The sequence below is a fragment of the Nonomuraea sp. NBC_00507 genome (assembly GCF_036013525.1).
Classification (GTDB): Bacteria; Actinomycetota; Actinomycetes; order Streptosporangiales; family Streptosporangiaceae; genus Nonomuraea.
This window is the reverse complement of sequence record NZ_CP107853.1, coordinates 2,006,052-2,024,028: the sequence shown is the minus strand read 5'-3', so window position 1 is coordinate 2,024,028 and position 17,977 is coordinate 2,006,052. Positions and strand designations below refer to the sequence as shown.

Here is a 17,977-nt window from a genome sequence, read left to right as displayed (position 1 = left end):
CAATTACCCCCGCAGATCCAGTGCGATGTCCAGGGCCGGCGCCGAGTGCGTAAGCGCTCCCACCGCCAAGTAGTCAACGCCAGTTTCGGCCACCTGGCGAGCCGATTCCAAGGTCAATCCCCCGCTGGCTTCGACGGCAACCCTGTTTTTCGCCCGATTTTTCACGACTTGTACGGCGCGCGCGGTGTCCTCGATGGTGAAGTTGTCGAGGAGGATCTCCTCGGCTCCCTCGTCCAGCACGGCCTCCAGTTGGTCCAGCCGGTCGATCTCCACTTCGATGGACAGATCCGGGTACCGCTCCCTGACCGCCCTGAACGCCTCGGCCACGCCGCCCGCCGCCACCACGTGGTTGTCCTTGATCAGAGCGGCGTCCGACAACGACATCCGGTGGTTGACGCCGCCGCCACAGCGCACCGCGTACTTCTCCAGTGCCCGCAGCCCGGGCAGCGTCTTGCGGCTGTCACGCACCCGCGCCCCCGTGCCGCTGATGGCCTCGACCCACCTGCCGGTCAGCGTGGCCACCCCGGACAGGTGGGTGAGCAGGTTGAGCGCGGTCCGCTCGGCCGTCAGCAGGGCCCGCGTCGGGCCCTCGACGGTCATCAGCACGTCGCCCGCCCGGACCCGCTCGCCGTCTTTGGCCCTCCGCTCGGTACGCCCCGCGCCCAGCCGTACGAACACCGCCTCCGCCACGGCCATCCCGGCCACGACGCCGTCCTTGCGTGCCACCACGTCAGCCGTCGAACGCTGCGCGGCCGGGATGGTGGCCAGGCTCGTCACGTCGCCCGCGTCCTGCAGGTCCTCCTCGAGCGCCCGGTCGATCAGCGCGTCCACCTCGGCCGCGTCGAGACCGGCGACGGCGAGCTCCTGCGTCAGGCGCGCGGGAATCCCGTGCGGCGTGTACGTCATGCGGGGGCCTTCCTCCGTCAGGGTCACGTCCAGGTGCCCCAGCCATTCGTCGTCGTCACGGGTGTCGTGGTCCTCGCGCCAGTGTGAGCCACGCGTCTCCAGTCTGGCCGCCGCCGCGCCGGTGAGCACGGTGGCGACCGTCAGCAGGTTCGTGGCCTCCCATGACTCGGTGCAGGGCGGCACCTCGACGGGGGTCCAGCGGGCCTCACGCAGCGCCCTGGCCGTGGCCAGCAGCGACTCGCGGCTGCGCAGCACGCTCGCCCCGGTGCTCATGTGGGCTTGGACCCTCGTTCTGATCCTGGGGTCGGCCAGCCCGGGCGCGGACCGGCTCGCGACCGGGTCGCCCGGCGCCGGGCGTGCCTGGTGGATGTCCTCGGCGATGCGCTCGGCGAAGACCAGCCCTTCGAGCAGGGAGTTGGAGGCCAGCCGGTTGGCACCGTGCACGCCGGTGCAGGCGACCTCGCCGCACGCGTACAGGCCCGCGATCGAGGTACGCCCGCGCAGGTCCGTACGCACGCCGCCGCTAGCGTAGTGGGCGGCGGGGGCCACCGGGATGGGCTCGGTGGCCGGGTCGATGCCGTGCTCCCGGCAGACCGCGTAGATCGTCGGGAACCGGCTCTCCCACTTGTCCCGGCCGAAGTGACGGCCGTCGAGGTAGACGTGATCGTGGCCGGTCGCGCGCATGGTCCGCATGATCGCCTTGGCCACGACGTCGCGCGGCGCCAGGTCGGCCAGCTCGTGCACGCCCTCCATGAACTGGTTGCCGTCGTGGTCGATCAGGACCGCGCCCTCGCCCCTGACCGCCTCGGAGATGAGCGGCTGCTGGCCCGTCGAGCCCTCCCCGAGCCAGAGCACGGTGGGGTGGAACTGGACGAACTCGATGTCCCGCACCACGGCCCCGGCACGCAGCGCGAGCGCGACCCCGTCACCGGTGGAGACCATGGGGTTGGTGGTGGCGGCGTACACCTGGCCCATGCCGCCGGTGGCCAGCACGACCGCCCTGGCCAGCACCGCGCCGACGCCGTCGCGCGCCCCTTCCCCCATGACGTGCAGCGTCACGCCCCTGGCCCGGCCCTCGGCGTCCTTGAGCAGGTCGAGCACCAGCGCGTGCTCGATCACCTCGATCGAGGCGGCCCGCACCGCCTCGATGAGCGCCCGCTGCACCTCGGCGCCCGTGGCGTCGCCGCCGGCGTGCACGATCCTGCGCCGCCGGTGCCCGCCTTCCCTGGTGAGCTGGAGCTTCCCGTCGGGGGTGCGGTCGAAATTGGCGCCGCGCGCCATCAGCCGGCGCAGCGCGGCGGGGCCCTCGGTCACCAGCGTCCGCACCGCCTGCACATCGCAGAGGCCGACCCCGGCGAGCAGCGTGTCGTTCAGGTGCTCCTCAGGCGTGTCGCGCGGGTCGAGCACGGCCGCGATGCCGCCCTGGGCCCAGCGCGTTGAGCCCGCCGACAACACGTCCTTGGTGACGACCATGACCTTGGCGGCCGGTTCCAGCTCGGCATAGTGCAGGGCCACGGTCAGGCCCGCGATGCCGGAGCCCACGACGACCAGGTCGGCCTCGGCGGTCCAGCCGGGCGCGGGAGCGGTCAGCCGCAAGGGAATCGCCGGTGCGCTCATTCGGGGTCTCCTCACTGAGGCGATTTCGTCAATATGACGATAACGCCCGGCGCGGCGTGTGCATGCCCCGGGGCGGTCATGACCTTGACGGTAATCCGCCTCAGACGGGGTTCAAGGTCAGGGTGACGTTGTCGATCAGCCGCGTGCCACCGACCCTCGCGGCCACCGCGAGCACCGCCTCACCCGTGTGCGACTCTTCTACCTCGGTGAACGTCGCCGGGTCCACCAGGACCAGGTAGTCCACGTCGAGCTCGGGGCCCGCCGCGTCGAGCACCTGCTGCGCGGCCGCCCGGATCCTGGAAGGGGCCGGCTCGGCGGCGCCCTCGCGCAGCGCCCGGGACAGCGCCAGCGCCACCTGACGGTCCGCGGCGGACAGATAGCGGTTGCGGCTGGACAGGGCCAGTCCGTCGGGCTCGCGTACGGTGGGTGCGCCGACGATCTCGACCGGCACGTCGAGGTCGGCCACCATCCGCCGGATCAGCGCGAGCTGCTGGGCGTCCTTCTGCCCGAAGATCGCCACGTGCGGCTGGACCAGGTTGAACAGCTTGAGCACGACCGTCAGCACGCCGTCGAAGTGCCCCGGCCGCGAGGCGCCTTCGACGATCTCGCCCATCCGGCCGGAGAGAAGGCTCACCTGGCGATCAGGGTGGTACATGTCCTCGGCGGACGGATGGAACACCACGCCCACGCCCTCGGACCGGCACACCTCGAGGTCGGCGTCAAACGTACGGGGATATCGCGAAAAATCCTCGGTTGGCCCAAACTGCAGGGGATTGACGAAGATGCTGACCACGACCTGATCGGCCCGGGCCCGGGCGAGCCTGATCAGCGACCGGTGTCCCTCATGCAAGGCGCCCATGGTCGGCACCAGGGCCACCTCGCCACCGGCGCGCGCCTTGACCAGGTCGTCCCGGTTCCTGGCGACGATCAGATCCATAGAGCCCTCCCTCTTCACGGCCTCGCTGTCAGGTCCATATGTTGCCCCCGAGAGCGTCGAGCAGGCGCTCCGCCTCCTCCGGCTTGAGCAGGCCGGCGGCCAGCGCGCGGTCGGCCGTGAGCCTGGCCAGCGCGATGTAGGCGTCGGCCGCCTCCGGAGCCGCCAGGATCAGCGCGTCCACATGCTTGCGCACGGTCCCGGCGTCGCCGCGCACGACCGGTCCCGTCAGGCCGGCGATGCCCAGCCGCAGCACGTTGTCGAGCGCGGCGCCGAGCAGCGGGCCCAGCATGCGCCCCGGGTGCTCGACGCCGATGCGTCCCAGGAGCTCCTGCGACTCCGCGATGAGCGTGACCATGTGGTTGGCCGCCCCGGCCAGCGCCGCGTGGTAAAGGGCACGGTCGGCGTCGGCGATCCAGACCGGCTCGCCGCCCATCTCGATCACCAGGGCCTCGGCGATGGGGCGCAGCGTGTCGGGCGCGGTCACGCCGTAGGAGATGCCGGTGAGCTTGTTGAGGTCGTCGTCGCGGCCCGTGAACGTCATCACCGGGTGCAACGCGAGCGGCAGCGCGCCGACTCTGGCTGCGGGATCGAGCACGGACAGCCCGTAGGCCCCGCTGGTGTGCACCAGGAGCTTGCCCTTCAGGTCGGCTCCCGTGGTGGCCAGGCCGTTGACCAGGTCGGGCAGCGCGTCGTCGGGCACGGTGAGCAGGATCAGCTGGGCCGCCGCCACGACCTCGTCGGGACGCGACAGCGTGACGCCGAGCCGCTCCGAGGCCCATCGCTGGGAGTTGTCCGAAACCCCGCTCGCGGCCACGACCCGGTGTCCTGCCTGCGCCAACGCGGCGCCGAGAGCCGAGCCGACCTTGCCCGAGCCGAGCACGCCGACGGTCAGCCGTGCCGGGCGATCCCCTGCGTCCATGACGTCACACCCCTGTCGAGCAAATGGCACTGCCGACCAGCGTAACGGCCTCTCAGCACTACAGATGTGACCGGTGCTTTGCCGCATGTTGAGTTAACGACAAAAGGGGCAAGGGCAGACAAATAGTGCACCCCCTGTCGGAAGAGATGAGGAGAGGGGTTCATCGCATGGCCGCGGGCGCCGAGTCCTGGCAGGACCCGACGCCCGCATACGATTGCGCCCCTTGGAGGTGCGCCTGGCCGGGTTCATCCGCCGACTGACCGGCCAGGACCGGGAGCCCGGGCCGGACCGCGCCGGCCCGGGCTCTCTTCGTTGATCAGTGACCTATCACCTTGGCGCCGCCCTTGCAGCCGGCGATGGCGTGGCCGAGAACGGCCACCGCGTTGCCGCAGACGTTGATCGGGATGCTGATCGGAACGTGCACTTGGTTGCCGGAAAGCACGCCGCCGCTGCCGCTTGTGATGTCGGCGTGCGCCGGCGGGGCGGCCAGCGACAGCATGGCGGCGGCTCCGGCCACGACCAGGATCTTCTTCAGCATGAGAGCTCCTCTCGGTTTCGCGGCACCGGGCCGCGGATGCTTGCTTCGATCGACTCCGCCAGTGGGGGGTTGGCGGACTGCGATCAACTGATGACGCTGGGTAACAGTAGCGCAAGGTGACAGCAATGAGTAGTCAAACAATGACTGTCCGTGTCAGGCGGAACTCGTGAGATAGTCCAAGACATGTGGCTCACGTGGCGCGCCGCGACGGAGCGGGCGTTGTACGGCGAGGCGGGTTTCTACCTCCGAGAGCGCCCGTCGGGCCACTTCCGCACCTCGGTCAGCGCCTCTTCGGTGTTCGCTGACGCGGTGCTGGCGCTGCTGAGACAGCTCGACGCCGAGCTGGGTGAGCCCGAGACGCTCGACCTGGTCGACATCGGCGCGGGAGAGGGCGCGCTGGTGGCCCAAGTGCTGGCCGCCGCCGACCCCGCGCTGCGCGACCGGTTGCGGGTCACGGCCGTCGACCTCTCCCCCAGGCCGCAGGCCCTTCCCGAGCGGATCGGCTGGCGCCGCGGCCTGCCGGAGCGCATCACGGGGCTGGCCATCGCCAATGAGTGGCTCGACAACGTCCCGGTGGACGTGGCCGAGCAGACGCCCGACGGCCCGCGACTCGTCCTGGTGAACATCCGTACGGGCGAGGAGCGCCTCGGCGGCCCGCTGCGGCCCGCCGACCGGGAGTGGATGGATCGGTGGTGGCCGCTGTCCCGGGTGGGCTCACGGGCGGAGATCGGCCGCCCCCGTGACGAGGCCTGGGCCTCGGTCGTGACCCGCCTTACCAGGGGTCGGGCCATCGCCATCGACTATGCACACCCTGTGGATAACCGGCCGATGTGCGGCACGCTGACGGGATACCGCGACGGCGCCGTCGTCTCCCCGATTCCCGACGGGACCTGCGATATCACGGCCCATGTCGCGCTCGACGCGTGCGCCGCGGCGGGGCGGCGGGCCGGCGCGATATCCACAACCTTGTCCACACAGCGTGACGCTCTGCGGGCCTTGGGGATCACCGGCGCCCGGCCGCCCATGGAGCTGGCCGGCACCGATCCGCGCGCCTACCTGCGGGCCCTGGCCAGGGCGTCGGAGGAAGGGGAGCTCATCGACCCGTCGGGCCTCGGCGGGTTCGGCTGGCTCGACCAGCGACGGTGAGCAGGCCTGGGCCGACGGCGCCGGGACGGCGGATTCGGCTGACTCCCCTCACGTCACTCGGCGGTCAGCTCCAGGGCGTGCAGGCCGCGGATGATGTAGCCGGGCTTCCAGACCGGCTCCTGGCGCAGCTCCAGCGTGGCCGCCCGGTCCAGCAGCGCGCCGAACGACTCGATGAGCTCGATGCGGGCCAGCGGCGCGCCCAGACAGAAATGGATGCCGGCCCCAAAGGAGATGTGCGGGTTGTCCACCCGCCCCACATCCAGCCGGTCGGGATCCTCGAACACCGCAGGGTCCCGGTTGGCCGAGCCGAACAGCAGCGCGACCTCCGACCCGCGCGGAATCGTCACGCCGTGGACCTCGATGTCCTCCAGCACCCACCGCTCGAACATCTGCAGCGGCGTGTCCCAGCGCATCAGCTCCTCCACGGCCGTGGGCAGCAGGGAGCGGTCGGCACGCAGCCGCGCCAGCTCGCCGGGGTTCCTGAACAACGACCACCAGCCGTTGCCCGTGACGTTCACGGTGGCCTCGTGGCCGGCGTTGAGCAGCAGGACACACGTGCCGACCAGCTCGTCCTCGGTCAGCTCATCGATCGCGGCCAACGCGCTGATCAGGTCGTCGCCCGGGCGGCGCCGCCGCTCGCGGGCCAGGGCCTTGAGGTAATCGGCGAACTCCGCGGCCGCGCGTACCGCGGTGTGCTGGGCTTCGAGCGTGGGGTTGAGCTCGTACATGCCGCAGATGTCGGCCGACCAGGGGCGCAGCAAGTGACGATCCCCGTCGGGGATGCCGAGCATCTCCGCGATCACGGTCACCGGGAGCGGCTCGGCGACCTCGGCGATCAGATCCCCGCCGCCCTTCTCCACGTACGTGTCCACCAGGCCCGCGGCGATCGCGCGCACGCGCGGGCGCAGAGACTCGACCATGCGCGGCGTGAACGCCTTGGAGACCAGCCGGCGCAGCCGCGTGTGCACGGGCGGCTCGACGTCGAGCATGCCCGCCCTGATCACGCGCCAGAACGGCTCCTGGAAGTCCGGCTCGGTCGGCCTGCCGAACTCTTCCGGCGTGGCCACGTGAAGGAAGGACCGCCCTAGACGGCGGTCCCTGAGCAGGGTGTTCACGTCGGCGTGGCGCGAGATCAACCACTGGTTCGTCGGCTCGAAGTAGCAGACGGGCGCCTCGCGCCGCAGCTCGTCGTAGACCCGGTACGGGTAGGCCACAAAATCCGGATTCCAGGGATCAAAGCGCACTACTTCATAGTAGAAGCCTCCGGCTCCGCCTCCTGCTGCTCGGACTGCTTGGCGTGCCTGCCGCGCATCCGGATGTTCAGCAGCTCGACGACGACCGAGAACGCCATCGCGAAGTAGATGTATCCCTTCGGAATGTGCTGGTCGAGACCCTCGGCGATGAGCACCACGCCGATCAGCACCAGGAACGCCAGCGCCAGCATCTTGATGCTCGGGTGCTGGTCCACGAACCGGCTGATCGGCCCGGAGGCGAACAGCATGACCAGCACCGCCACCACGACGGCCGCGATCATCACGCCGAGGTCGTTCACCATGCCGACCGCGGTGATGACCGAGTCGAGCGAGAACACGACGTCGAGCACCATGATCTGCAGGATCACCGACGTGAAGGTGACGGCGGCGGTCTTCTTGCCGTCCTTGGCCGCGGGGGCGTCCATGCTCTGGCCGATCTCGGTGACGCTCTTGGCCAGCAGGAACAGGCCACCGAGCAGCAGGATCAAGTCACGTCCCGATATCTCGTGGCCGAAGACGGCGAACAGCGGCTGAGTGAGCTGCACCACCCACGACAGGCCGAGCAGGAGGAGCAGCCGGCTGATCAGGGCCGCGGCCAGGCCGAGGACGCGGGCTCTGTCCCGTTGTTCGGGAGGTAGCTTCCCGGCCAGGATGGAGATGAAGATGATGTTGTCGATGCCTAGCACGATCTCCAAGGCCACCAGGGTGAAGAATCCGATCCAGATCTGCGGGTCGGTCACCCAGTCGAACATCTGCTTACCTCCATGACCTGCGGCTTTGCGGTTCCCGGTAGCAACGAGTCAAGAGCCGTCAAAGTTCGCCGGTTTGCGTTTTGCCGTGGGAACTGGGTTATAGTGCGGGCGTAGGTCATGAGTGCCAGCGACAAGCCCCGGCTAGCTGGCCGGCAACCCTCGCGTCCGCGGCGGGGTGCCCCGGGTGAAGACCTGGTCCGCCACGCGGTGTGGCGGGCAAGCGCGGGCTCCATGGCTGCTCCAGGGGTCCGATGGTCCCTGAGGGAGATGTGCCGTGTCCACGCTGACGATCTTCGACTCCGTCCCCGCCCAGGCTTCGGGCGAGACCCAGGCCGCCGCCGCGAGCCGGCCGATTCCCGCGGTGCTCGGGGCCGACCTCCAGGTGCCGGTCAAGGGCGGCCGGCTGGTGGGGTACGCCAACCTGGACTACGCGGCCAGCGCGCCCTGTCTGGAGCCGGTCAGCGCCGCCGTCGCCGCCGCGCTCCCGGCCTACTCCAGCGTCCACCGCGGCGCCGGCTACGCCTCCCAGCTCACCACCGCCAGGTACGAGCAGGCCCGCCACACGGTCAGGGCGTTCGTCGGCGCTCGTCCCGACGACGCCGTGATCTTCACCCGCAACACCACCGACGCCACGAACCTGCTGGCCGGCTGCCTGCCCGCGGGCACCACCACCGTCGTCTTCAACACCGAGCACCACGCCTCGCTCCTGCCCTGGCGGAAGTCCGTACGACTGGCGCCGCCCGCCTTCCCCGGCGAGGCCGTCCGCGCCGCCGACGAGGCGCTGGCCGGGATCGAGGGCCCGAAGCTGCTCGTGGTCACCGCCGCGTCCAATGTCACCGGCGAGCTGTGGCCCATCGCCGCCCTGGCCCACATCGCACACCGGCACGGGGCCCGCATTCTGGTGGATGCGGCGCAGCTCGTACCGCATCGGCGGCTCAACCTGACCGCGCTCGACCTGGACTATGTGGCATTCTCCGGCCACAAGCTGTACGCGCCGTTCGGGGCCGGAGTGCTCATCGGGCGCCGGGACTGGCTGGCCGACGGGGAGCCGTACCTCAAGGGCGGGGGCGCGGTGCGCTCGGTCGAGGACGAGGCGGAGTGGCACGACGACCCCGAGCCGCGCCACGAGGCGGGCACCCCTAACGTGCTGGGCGCGATCGCGCTGGCCGCCGCCTGCGACGCGCTCACCGCCACCGGCTGGACCGCCTTGGTACGGGAGGAGGAGCGGCTGCTGGCCCGGCTGCGGTCGGGGCTGGCCTCGATCGAGGGCGTGCGGGAGCTGTCCCTGTGGGGGGACGACCACCCTCGGGTGGGGATCGTGTCGTTCACCGTGGACGGGTACTCGGCTCGCGAGGTGGCCGAGGCGCTGTCCAGCCAGTACGGCATCGGAGTGCGCGACGGGAAGTTCTGCGCGCACCCGTTCGTGCGGCACCTGCTGGGCCGAAGCGGGCACGACCGTGAGGACGCCGGATGCGAGGACGGCACGACGTCCGCGGTGCGGGCCTCGATCGGCATCGGCACCACGCAGGAGCACGTGGACCGGCTGGTCGAGGCACTGCGGGACCTGGTCTCCCGCTGAGCAGCCGGGTCGGCGGCTCAGCGGCACCGGTTCAGCGGTTCACCGGTTCACCGGTTCGGCGGCTTGCGGTGTTCCGGCTGGTCGTCGGAGACCAGCGCGTCGATGTCCCGCATCTCCTCGTCGCTCACGTCCGACCTGGACGCCGTCGGCTGCCTGGGCACGTTCGGCCGCTCCGAGGTGGTGGGCTCCGAGGGCGTCAGCGGACCTCCGCCGCGCCGGTGAGCGCCCGCGCTCATGCCACCCTCCGCGGCCCGGCGCTCCGCACGACGCCGGAATATCGCCCCGAACAGCGCGTCAAGTCCGATCCGCCCGCCGCCGACCGCCAGGAACAGCAGGCCCAGCGCACCCAGCGCACCCGCCAGCTCCCAGCCGCCCTCGGTCACCATGATCCCCTTCGTCGAGTGCACGAAGGCGATCGCACCGAGCATGTTGATGAGCAGCAGCAGGCCGACCGGCCGGACCAGCAGACCGAGGATCAGGAACAGGCCACCCACGGTCTCGACGACGCTGGCGAAGCCGGCCGAGAGTTCGGGCAACGGGATTCCCATTTCCCTGAAGCCCTGCGCGGTGGCGCCGAGTCCGTGCTGCCACTTCTGCAAGCCGTGCGCCATGAAGACCACGCCCGTCGCCACCCGCGCGATCAAGACAGCGACATCGAACAGAACCTTCTTCATCGTGCTATCTCCCCCCGTTCCCCCGACTCCTCCCCAAGACCGCAGTAGGGATGCGTTTCCATACCATTCCTTGACCATCCCCCACCCTGGATCACCAACTGGGACGGTGGCAGCATGGCCATATGACGGAACGCGTGGTCGGAATCGGTGCGGGCGCCAAGGAGCTGGCCACCGAGGACATGATCCTCAATATCGGCCCGCAGCACCCGTCAACGCACGGCGTGCTCAGGCTCCGGCTGACACTGGACGGCGAGCGCATCGCCACCGCTGAGCCGATCATCGGCTACATGCACCGTGGTGCGGAGAAGTTGTTCGAGGTCCGCGACTACCGGCAGATCATCATGCTGGCCAACCGGCACGACTGGCTGTCGGGGTTCGCGAACGAGCTGGGCGTGGTGCTTGCCGCCGAGCGCCTGCTCGGCATGGAGCCGCCGGTCAGGGCCGTGTGGGCGCGTACGCTCCTGGCCGAGCTCAACCGGGTGCTCAGCCACCTGATGTTCCTCGGCTCCTACCCGCTGGAGCTGGGCGCGATGACGCCGATCTTCTACTCCTTCAACGAGCGCGAGCGGATCCAGGCGGTCATGGAGGAGATCTCCGGCGGGCGCATGCACTACATGTTCAACCGGGTCGGCGGGCTCAAGGAGGACCTGCCGCTCGGCTGGCTGGACCGGGTGTCGGAGGCGGTCGCGGAGACCCGCCGCCGCGTGCCGGATATCGAGAACCTCATCCTGCACAACGACATCTTCCTGGCCCGTACCAAGGGCGTCGGGGTGCTCACGCACGAGCAGATCATGCAGTTCGGCGTCAGCGGTCCCGTCGCCCGGGCCTCTGGGGTGGACTTCGACCTGCGCCGCGACGAGCCGTACCTGGCCTACCCCGAGCTGCCCGTCAAGGTCATCACCCGGAGCGGGGGTGACTGCCACGCCCGGTTCGAGGTGCTGTTCGAGCAGCTCAAGGTCTCGCTGGAGCTGGCCGACGCCTGCGTCGAGCGGCTGCGCTCGCTGCCGCCGGGGCCGATCAACCAGCGACTGCCGAAGGTGCTCAAGGTGCCGGAGGGGCACACGTACGCCTGGACCGAGAACCCGCTCGGCATCAACGGCTACTACCTGGTCTCCAAGGGCGACAAGACGCCGTGGCGGCTCAAGCTGCGCTCGGCCTCGTACAGCAACATTCAAGTGCTGCGGGAAATGTTGCCCGGGCACCTCGTGGCCGACATGGTGGCCATTCTGGGCTCGATGTTCTTCGTTGTGGGTGATATCGACAAGTGAACCCCCCAGAACGCGACAAATACGTCGATTGGCTTCGGGCGCTGAGCCTGATCGTCGTGGTGGGGTGGCACTGGGCGTTCACGATTCTCGTGTGGAAGCCGCACGGCCCCGAGCCGACCAGCCCGCTCGGCTTCACCTCGGGGCTGTGGATCCTCACCTGGCTGCTGCAGGTGCTGCCGCTGTTCTTCTACGTCGGCGGGCATGTGCACCTGCTGTCCTGGCACCGGGCCCGGGAGCGCGGCGTGGGCATCGGGTCGTTCGTCTGGCGGCGAATCCGGGCTCTGGCCTTACCCGCGTTGTTCCTGTCCGGGGTGTGGGTCGCGGTCGGGGCGGCGGTCACGTTCACGTTCGAGGTGGACTGGATGTGGCGTGTGGTGGTGCTGGTGCTCAGCCCGCTGTGGTTCCTCGCCGTCTACCTGATGCTGATCGCGTTGCTTCCGGTGGCGCTGTGGCTGCACCAGCGCTACGACGTGCTGGCCCTGATCTGGCTCGGCGGCGCGGCCCTGGTGGTGGACGTGCTGCGCTTCCGGTACGGCGTGGACGGGGTGGGCTGGCTCAACATGATCCTGGTGTGGGGGCTGGCGCACCAGGCCGGGTTCTTCTACGACCGGATCGTGACCCTGCCCAGGCGCTACGACGTCGCCCTGCTGTGGACCGGCCTGTTCGCCCTGTTCGGGCTGGTGTACTCGGGCATCTACCCGGGGTCGATGGTGGGGGTGCCCGGCGACAAATGGTCCAACATGGCGCCGCCGACCTTCGTGATCGTGGCCCTGCTGCTGTTCCAGATCGGGCTGGTCGAGGTGCTCCGGCCAGCGATGGAGCGGGTGCTCGAACGGCCGCGCTGGCGCCGGGCCAACGACTTCATCAATCGGTACGCCCTGGCGTTGTACTTGTTCCACACCACCGGGATGTCCATCGCGCTGGGCCTGTCGTGGTGGCTCTTCGGCACCCTCGGCAGCACGATCCCGCCGGACCTGAGATGGTGGCTGGAGCGCCCCATCGCCATCATCGGTCCCCTGATCTGCACCGCTCCGGTCATCTACCTCTTCGGCCGCCGCCGCACACCTGTCAAGCAAAGGCAGGACGAGAACTACTCCGGTGTCTGACTGTCCTGCGGATCCTTCGGGGTGCGGCAGGAGTGCTCCAGATAGAGCGCCGCGCAGACCAGCACCACGCAGGCCACGAGCGAACCCGTTGCGATGAAGAACTCCGAACGCGGCGTCTCACGGTCCAGGATCTGCACCGTGTAGAGCGCGAACCCGGCGAACAGCCCGCCGAACACCGCCCCCGCGTACGCCGACGCCTTGGCCAGCGCGGCCAGCCTGGCCACCGCCAGCGGCTCCACCGGCTTGGTGCCCGGCTTCCTGGCGATGCGCGCCTTGGTGACCCAGGCGCTGTAGCCCTCGCCGATGGCCAGCAGCAACACCGTCGGGATCGCCGTCCACGGCAGGAGCGGCAGGTCGGAGTAGAACTGCCGGACCGCCACCCAGGTGAGCAGGGCGACGACCACGAGGATGCCGACCAGCCGGCCGGGGTGTGTGGGCCTCAATCCGGCCTCTGCAGCGTGAGGTCGGAGCGCAGGCGTACGCCCTGCTTGTCGAGCCCTTCCAGCAGGTCGCACACTCGGCCGTGGCCGGGCACCGTGCCCTGCGGATCCACATCCGCCCAGGGGGCGAGCACGAACGCGCGCTCGTGGGCGCGCGGATGCGGCAACGTCAGGTCGGGGTCGTCGAAGACGAGATCGCCTACGACGATCAAATCCACGTCGAGCGTGCGCGGTCCCCAGCGCTCCGCGCGCTCGCGCCCGAAGGCGTTTTCCACGCTGAGCGCCCGCTCCAGGAGCGCGTGCGGCTCCAGAATGGTCTCAGCGATCACGACGGCGTTGAGGTAGGGATCCTGGCCAGGAGGGCCGCCGACCGGGTCGGTCTCGTAAACCGGCGACGCCCTGACGAACTCCAGGTCAGGGGCGTCGAACAGGACGTCCACAGCGCCCTGCAAGATCTGGAACCTGTTGCCCAGGTTGCTGCCCAGCGCGAGGACGGCCTTCATGCCCGGCTCCGCTCGATCGTCACGATCACATCGTCGAACGGCAGCGGGATCGGCGCCGCCGGCTTGTGCACGCTGACCTCGACCTTGTGCACCAGCTCGCTGGCCAGGCACACCTCGGCCAGGCGCTGCGCGAGCGTCTCGATCAGCTCGACCGGTTCGCCCTCCACGACCCCGACCAGGGCCTCGGCCAGCTCGCCGTAATGGACGGTCTTGGTCAGGTCATCGCCGGCCGCGGCCGGAGCGGTGTCGAGGAACAGCGTCGCGTCGACCACGAACTCCTGGCCGAGCTCCCGCTCGGCAGCGAGCACGCCGTGCCTCCCCCTGGCCCGCAGGCCCTTGAGAGCGATGCGATCAGCGCTCAAGCTCGCCTTCCTCCTCCTCGTCCTCATCTCCCTGGAGCACCGGCGAGCCGTGGTGCATCCACAGCCGCCAGCCCTGCGAGGTGCGGACGTAGACGTTGCTGGCCACCACCTTGCCTGCGGCGAAACTCGACTCGCCCTCATCGCCGGCCGTCAAGATGTTTTCCACACAGGTGAGCACGGCGACGTCGCCCAGCACCGTCGTGTTGACGTCGGTCAGCACGAACTGGATGTAGGTGGTGTTCGCCATGATCAGCGCCCACGACCGCAGCACCTCCTGCCGGCCGGACAGCAGCGTCCAGCCGGGGTGCACGCAGCTCACCTGCTCGTCGGCCGTGTCCTCCGCCCAGATGTCGGTCATCTTGTCGAGATCGCCGCTCTCGATCGCGGTGTAGAACTCCTGGTTGACCGTCTCGATCGCGGCCGTGTCCACGCTCATGTGCCTGCTCCCGCTCTCCTCCATGCGGCTGCCACGCGCACGGCGTCGGCGTTGGGGCCGACCTCGTGCACACGGACACACCAGGCGCCTGCGTGCGCGGCCAGCGCGGTCACGGCCAGTGTGGCGTCGTCGCTGCGGCTGAACGGCCGGGGTGTGCCGTCGGGTGCGGCCAGCAGCCGCCCAAGGAACCGTTTGCGTGACGCGCCGATGAGCAGCGGATATCCCAGCTCGGCCAAGTGCGGGATGCCGGCCAGCACCGCCCAATTGTGCTCGGCGTTCTTGGCGAAGCCGAGGCCGGGGTCGAGCACGATCTGCTCCTGCGACACCCCCTCGGCCAGCACCAGGTCCACCCGCTTGCTCAGCTCCTCGCGCACCTCGGTGACCACGTCCGTGTAGACGGCCCTGGTCTCCATGTCATGACTGTGGCCGCGCCAGTGCATCACCACGTAGGGGACACCGGTCGCCGCCACCACGCGCGGCATCTCCGGGTCGGCCAGGCCGCCGCTCACGTCGTTGACGAGCCGCGCGCCCGCCTCAACGGCGGCTTTGGCGACCTCCGCGCGCATCGTGTCGACGCTGACCTGAACACCCTCGGCGGCCAGCGCGCTGATCACCGGGACGACCCTGGCCAGCTCCTCTTCCAGCGACACCCTGGCCGCCCCCGGACGCGTGGACTCACCGCCCACGTCGATGATGTCGGCCCCCTCCTCGACCAGCTCGAAGCCGTGCTGGATGGCGGCCGCCTCGTCGAACCACAACCCGCCGTCGGAGAAGGAGTCGGGGGTCACATTGACCACACCCATGACGAGGCACCGCTCCGCACCATCCGGCGCGTTGATGGGCACGCTAGTCATGGGCCAAGCCTAGGCGTTCCGCCACACCTGCTGACATGGCGGGTCCCCACTTGTGGATAACGATCCTTACCTGCCGAGGATGAGTGCCATCGCCTCGGCACGGGTCTTGTCGCTGGTGCGAAAGTCCCCGCGGACCGCCGAGGTGACGGTCCTGGCGCCTGGCTTGCGTACGCCACGCATGGTCATGCACAAATGCTCGGCCTCGACGACCACGATCACCCCGCGCGGCTCCAGGACCCGCATCAGCGCGTCGGCGATCTGGGAGGTCATGCGCTCCTGGACCTGGGGGCGGCGGGCATAGACATCGACCAGCCTGGCGAGCTTGGAAAGACCCGTGACCTGCCCCTTCTCATTAGGGATATAGCCCACGTGGGCCAACCCGTGGAAGGGCACCAGATGATGTTCGCAGGTCGAATAGACCTCGATGTCCTTCACCAGGATCATCTCGTCGTGATCGACGTCGAACACCTTGGTCAGCACGTCTTCCGGCGTCTGGCCGAGCCCTGAATATTGCTCGGCCATGGCCCGGGCGACCCGGGCAGGCGTCTCGAGGAGACCGTCGCGGTCGGGATCCTCGCCTATGGCGTAGAGGATCTCGCGGACGGCCTTCTCGATCCTGCCCAGGTCAACATCGTGCTGTGTCACGCAAACATCTTTCCGTGCTGGGTCACAAGGAGTCGCCGGAGGGCAACGCGTCCTGGTGGCCCGCGGTGAGGGAGCCGTTGGCCGACTGCTTCTCCTTCGGGGTCAGGATCGGCGGGCGGTCCGAGGGGAGCCGCTTGCCGTAACCCGCGTAGGACGGGCGGTGCTCCTTGACGACCACCGGCGAGAAGATCTCGAGCACCATCTCGCGGGAGAGGGTCTCCTTCTCCATGAGCTCGAGCACCAGGTTGTCGAGCACGTCGCGGTATTCGACCAGGATGTCCCACGCCTGGTCGTGCGCCGTCTCGATCATCCGGCGGACTTCCTCGTCGATCGTGGAAGCGATCTTCTCGGAGTAGTCGCGCTCGTGGCCCATCTCGCGGCCCAGGAACACCTCGGCGTTGCCGCTGCCGAACTTGCGGGCGCCGAGCTGCTCGCTCATGCCGTATTCGACCACCATGCGGCGGGCGACGGCCGTGGCCTTCTCGATGTCGTTGGAGGCGCCAGTGGTCGGCTCGTGGAAGACGAGCTCCTCGGCCGCACGGCCACCGAGCAACATCGCGAGCTGGTCCATCATCTCCGACCTGGTGGCCAGGAACTTGTCCTCCATCGGCAGCGTCATCGTGTAACCGAGGGCGCGGCCGCGGGACAGGATCGTGATCTTGTGGACCGGGTCGGAGTTGGGCAGCGCGTGCGCCACCAGCGCGTGACCGCCCTCGTGGTAGGCGATCATCTTCTTTTCCTTGTCCGACATGACCCGCGACTTGCGCTCGGGCCCTGCCATGACGCGGTCGATCGACTCCTCGAGGACGTCCATCGTGATCAGCTTCTGGTCGGCCCGCGCGGTGAGCAGGGCGGCCTCATTGATCACGTTGGCCAGGTCGGCGCCGGTGAACCCGGGCGTCCGGCGCGCGATGACGTCGAGGTCGACGTTGGGCGCGAACGGCTTGCCGCGGCCGTGGACCTTGAGGATGCCCTTGCGGCCCTCGAGGTCGGGGCGGTCGACGGTGACCTGGCGGTCGAAACGGCCCGGGCGCAGCAGCGCCGGGTCCAGGATGTCGGGCCGGTTGGTCGCGGCGATGAGGATCACGCCGCCCTTGACGTCGAAGCCGTCCATCTCGACGAGCAGCTGGTTGAGCGTCTGCTCGCGCTCGTCGTGACCGCCGCCCAGGCCGGCGCCGCGGTGGCGGCCGACGGCGTCGATCTCGTCGATGAAGATGATCGCCGGAGCGTTGGCCTTCGCCTGCTCGAACAGGTCACGCACCCGCGAGGCGCCGACACCGACGAACATCTCGACGAAGTCCGAACCGGAGATCGAGTAGAACGGCACGCCCGCCTCGCCCGCGACGGCGCGGGCCAGCAGGGTCTTGCCGGTGCCGGGCGGGCCGTAGAGCAGCACGCCCTTGGGGATCTTGGCGCCGATCGCCTGGAACTTGGCCGGGGCCTGCAGGAACTCCTTGATCTCCTGGAGCTCCTCGATGGCCTCGTCGGCCCCCGCGACGTCGGCGAACGTGGTCTTGGGGGTGTCTTTGGTGATGAGCTTGGCCTTGGACTTGCCGAAGTTCATCACCCGCGAGCCGCCGCCCTGCATCTGGTTCATGATGAACAGGAACAGCAGCACGATGATGACGATCGGCAAGAAGCTCACCAGGAGGCTCACCAGGATGTTCTCCGAGGGCACCTCGGTGGTGAAGCTCTTGGTCTTGCCCGCCTGGACCTGGGCCTGCAGCTCATCGGTCAGCTTGCTGCCGTAACCCGTCACCCAGTCCGACTGGATCAGCTTCGTCGGCTGATCGCCCGCCCTGACCGTGACCGCGTTGTGCAGCGTCACCTCGATGCGGTTGTCTTTGTCGACAATCTTGGCGTTGCTGACGTTCCCGGCGCGAATCTGCTGGAGAACCAAGGACGTGTCGGCCTGCTTGAAATTACCGCCGCCACTCCACAGCTGGGTGACGAGCAGGAGCAGCACGACGATGCCCAGGATCCACAGCAGTGGCCCACGTGTAAATCGCTTGAGATCCATCCGATGCGGAACCCCTTGCGGG

Annotated in this window: 18 protein-coding genes and 1 riboswitch; of the genes, 4 read left to right on the top strand and 14 right to left on the bottom strand. The window is 69.3% G+C overall.

The features are described from left to right. Nucleotides 1-3: 3 nt before the first annotated feature. From OHA25_RS10360 to OHA25_RS10345, 4 genes are all read right to left on the bottom strand, one after another. A complete protein-coding gene (locus OHA25_RS10360) occupies nucleotides 4-2,523 on the bottom strand; it encodes an L-aspartate oxidase (RefSeq protein ID WP_327587351.1) in 2,520 nt (839 codons plus the stop codon). 100 nt (nucleotides 2,524-2,623) lie between these two features. Continuing rightward, the gene (gene panC, locus OHA25_RS10355; RefSeq protein ID WP_327587350.1) at nucleotides 2,624-3,460 is read right to left on the bottom strand and encodes a pantoate--beta-alanine ligase; all 837 of its coding nucleotides are present in this window, start codon (nucleotides 3,458-3,460) and stop codon (nucleotides 2,624-2,626) included. A 28-nt stretch (nucleotides 3,461-3,488) separates the two neighbouring features. Then, entirely contained in the window at nucleotides 3,489-4,379 is an 891-nt protein-coding gene (locus OHA25_RS10350) for a Rossmann-like and DUF2520 domain-containing protein (protein WP_327587349.1), read from the bottom strand. Between the two features lie 316 nt (nucleotides 4,380-4,695). After that, complete coding sequence (locus OHA25_RS10345; protein WP_305917327.1) at nucleotides 4,696-4,917, bottom strand: chaplin; 222 nt, start codon at nucleotides 4,915-4,917, stop codon at nucleotides 4,696-4,698. A 183-nt stretch (nucleotides 4,918-5,100) separates the two neighbouring features. Here OHA25_RS10345 and OHA25_RS10340 point away from each other — a divergent pair, with 183 nt between their 5' ends. After that, the gene (locus OHA25_RS10340; RefSeq protein ID WP_327587348.1) at nucleotides 5,101-6,063 is read left to right on the top strand and encodes an SAM-dependent methyltransferase; all 963 of its coding nucleotides are present in this window, start codon (nucleotides 5,101-5,103) and stop codon (nucleotides 6,061-6,063) included. Nucleotides 6,064-6,116: 53 nt separating this feature from the next. Here OHA25_RS10340 and OHA25_RS10335 read toward each other — a convergent pair whose 3' ends face one another. Then, nucleotides 6,117-7,307: a cytochrome P450 gene (locus OHA25_RS10335; protein ID WP_327587347.1), complete on the bottom strand. Its 1,191-nt coding sequence runs from the start codon at nucleotides 7,305-7,307 to the stop codon at nucleotides 6,117-6,119. After that, entirely contained in the window at nucleotides 7,307-8,068 is a 762-nt protein-coding gene (locus tag OHA25_RS10330; protein WP_327587346.1) for a TerC family protein, read from the bottom strand. The genes OHA25_RS10335 and OHA25_RS10330 overlap by 1 nt, the downstream gene beginning before the upstream one ends. A gap of 113 nt (nucleotides 8,069-8,181) precedes the next feature. Beyond that, nucleotides 8,182-8,297: riboswitch (SAM riboswitch) on the top strand. Nucleotides 8,298-8,342: 45 nt separating this feature from the next. On the opposite strand from OHA25_RS10330, the gene OHA25_RS10325 reads away from it, so the two are divergent. Next, nucleotides 8,343-9,647, top strand: coding sequence for an aminotransferase class V-fold PLP-dependent enzyme (locus OHA25_RS10325; protein ID WP_442942096.1), 1,305 nt, complete (start codon nucleotides 8,343-8,345; stop codon nucleotides 9,645-9,647). A gap of 47 nt (nucleotides 9,648-9,694) precedes the next feature. Here the strand turns inward: OHA25_RS10325 and OHA25_RS10320 are convergent, their stop codons facing one another. Further along, nucleotides 9,695-10,321, bottom strand: a complete 627-nt coding sequence (locus OHA25_RS10320; RefSeq protein WP_327587345.1) for a DoxX family protein — start codon at nucleotides 10,319-10,321, stop codon at nucleotides 9,695-9,697. 122 nt (nucleotides 10,322-10,443) lie between these two features. On the opposite strand from OHA25_RS10320, the gene OHA25_RS10315 reads away from it, so the two are divergent. Beyond that, entirely contained in the window at nucleotides 10,444-11,589 is a 1,146-nt protein-coding gene (locus OHA25_RS10315) for an NADH-quinone oxidoreductase subunit D (RefSeq protein ID WP_327587344.1), read from the top strand. Next, nucleotides 11,586-12,695 (top strand): acyltransferase family protein, encoded by a 1,110-nt coding sequence (locus tag OHA25_RS10310; protein ID WP_327587343.1) that lies wholly within the window; start codon nucleotides 11,586-11,588, stop codon nucleotides 12,693-12,695. The genes OHA25_RS10315 and OHA25_RS10310 overlap by 4 nt, the downstream gene beginning before the upstream one ends. On the opposite strand, the gene OHA25_RS10305 is transcribed toward OHA25_RS10310, so the two are convergent. The 7 genes from OHA25_RS10305 to ftsH all read right to left on the bottom strand — a co-directional run bounded on the left by OHA25_RS10305 (nucleotide 12,680) and on the right by ftsH (nucleotide 17,955). Then, on the bottom strand, nucleotides 12,680-13,138 hold the full coding sequence (locus OHA25_RS10305) for a DUF3180 domain-containing protein (RefSeq protein ID WP_305917334.1): 459 nt from the start codon (nucleotides 13,136-13,138) through the stop codon (nucleotides 12,680-12,682). The two genes, OHA25_RS10310 and OHA25_RS10305, sit on opposite strands and share 16 nt — an antisense overlap. Next, nucleotides 13,135-13,638, bottom strand: coding sequence for a 2-amino-4-hydroxy-6-hydroxymethyldihydropteridine diphosphokinase (gene folK, locus OHA25_RS10300; protein ID WP_327587342.1), 504 nt, complete (start codon nucleotides 13,636-13,638; stop codon nucleotides 13,135-13,137). Before folK ends, OHA25_RS10305 begins: the two co-directional genes overlap by 4 nt. Then, nucleotides 13,635-14,000 (bottom strand): dihydroneopterin aldolase, encoded by a 366-nt coding sequence (gene folB / locus OHA25_RS10295; RefSeq protein WP_305917336.1) that lies wholly within the window; start codon nucleotides 13,998-14,000, stop codon nucleotides 13,635-13,637. The genes folK and folB overlap by 4 nt, the downstream gene beginning before the upstream one ends. Next, nucleotides 13,990-14,436, bottom strand: a complete 447-nt coding sequence (locus OHA25_RS10290) for a nuclear transport factor 2 family protein (RefSeq protein WP_327587340.1) — start codon at nucleotides 14,434-14,436, stop codon at nucleotides 13,990-13,992. Before OHA25_RS10290 ends, folB begins: the two co-directional genes overlap by 11 nt. Continuing rightward, on the bottom strand, nucleotides 14,433-15,290 hold the full coding sequence (folP, locus tag OHA25_RS10285; protein ID WP_442942095.1) for a dihydropteroate synthase: 858 nt from the start codon (nucleotides 15,288-15,290) through the stop codon (nucleotides 14,433-14,435). The genes OHA25_RS10290 and folP overlap by 4 nt, the downstream gene beginning before the upstream one ends. 66 nt (nucleotides 15,291-15,356) lie before the next feature. After that, entirely contained in the window at nucleotides 15,357-15,935 is a 579-nt protein-coding gene (gene folE, locus OHA25_RS10280) for a GTP cyclohydrolase I FolE (RefSeq protein ID WP_305917338.1), read from the bottom strand. Between the two features lie 22 nt (nucleotides 15,936-15,957). Next, on the bottom strand, nucleotides 15,958-17,955 hold the full coding sequence (gene ftsH, locus OHA25_RS10275; protein ID WP_327587339.1) for an ATP-dependent zinc metalloprotease FtsH: 1,998 nt from the start codon (nucleotides 17,953-17,955) through the stop codon (nucleotides 15,958-15,960). Between the last annotated feature and the right edge of the window lie 22 nt (nucleotides 17,956-17,977).

Excerpts from the sequence above, each read along its gene's own strand:
- panC (WP_327587350.1), bottom strand. The coding sequence starts at position 3,460 with ATGGATCTGATCGTCGCCAGGAACCGGGACGACCTGGTCAAGGCGCGC.
- OHA25_RS10350 (WP_327587349.1), bottom strand. The coding sequence starts at position 4,379 with ATGGACGCAGGGGATCGCCCGGCACGGCTGACCGTCGGCGTGCTCGGC.
- OHA25_RS10330 (WP_327587346.1), bottom strand. The coding sequence starts at position 8,068 with ATGTTCGACTGGGTGACCGACCCGCAGATCTGGATCGGATTCTTCACC.
- OHA25_RS10345 (WP_305917327.1), bottom strand. The coding sequence starts at position 4,917 with ATGCTGAAGAAGATCCTGGTCGTGGCCGGAGCCGCCGCCATGCTGTCG.
- OHA25_RS10315 (WP_327587344.1), top strand. The coding sequence starts at position 10,444 with ATGACGGAACGCGTGGTCGGAATCGGTGCGGGCGCCAAGGAGCTGGCC.
- OHA25_RS10320 (WP_327587345.1), bottom strand. The coding sequence starts at position 10,321 with ATGAAGAAGGTTCTGTTCGATGTCGCTGTCTTGATCGCGCGGGTGGCG.
- OHA25_RS10340 (WP_327587348.1), top strand. The coding sequence starts at position 5,101 with ATGTGGCTCACGTGGCGCGCCGCGACGGAGCGGGCGTTGTACGGCGAG.
- ftsH (WP_327587339.1), bottom strand. The coding sequence starts at position 17,955 with ATGGATCTCAAGCGATTTACACGTGGGCCACTGCTGTGGATCCTGGGC.
- OHA25_RS10360 (WP_327587351.1), bottom strand. The coding sequence starts at position 2,523 with ATGAGCGCACCGGCGATTCCCTTGCGGCTGACCGCTCCCGCGCCCGGC.
- folP (WP_442942095.1), bottom strand. The coding sequence starts at position 15,290 with ATGACTAGCGTGCCCATCAACGCGCCGGATGGTGCGGAGCGGTGCCTC.
- folK (WP_327587342.1), bottom strand. The coding sequence starts at position 13,638 with ATGAAGGCCGTCCTCGCGCTGGGCAGCAACCTGGGCAACAGGTTCCAG.
- OHA25_RS10290 (WP_327587340.1), bottom strand. The coding sequence starts at position 14,436 with ATGAGCGTGGACACGGCCGCGATCGAGACGGTCAACCAGGAGTTCTAC.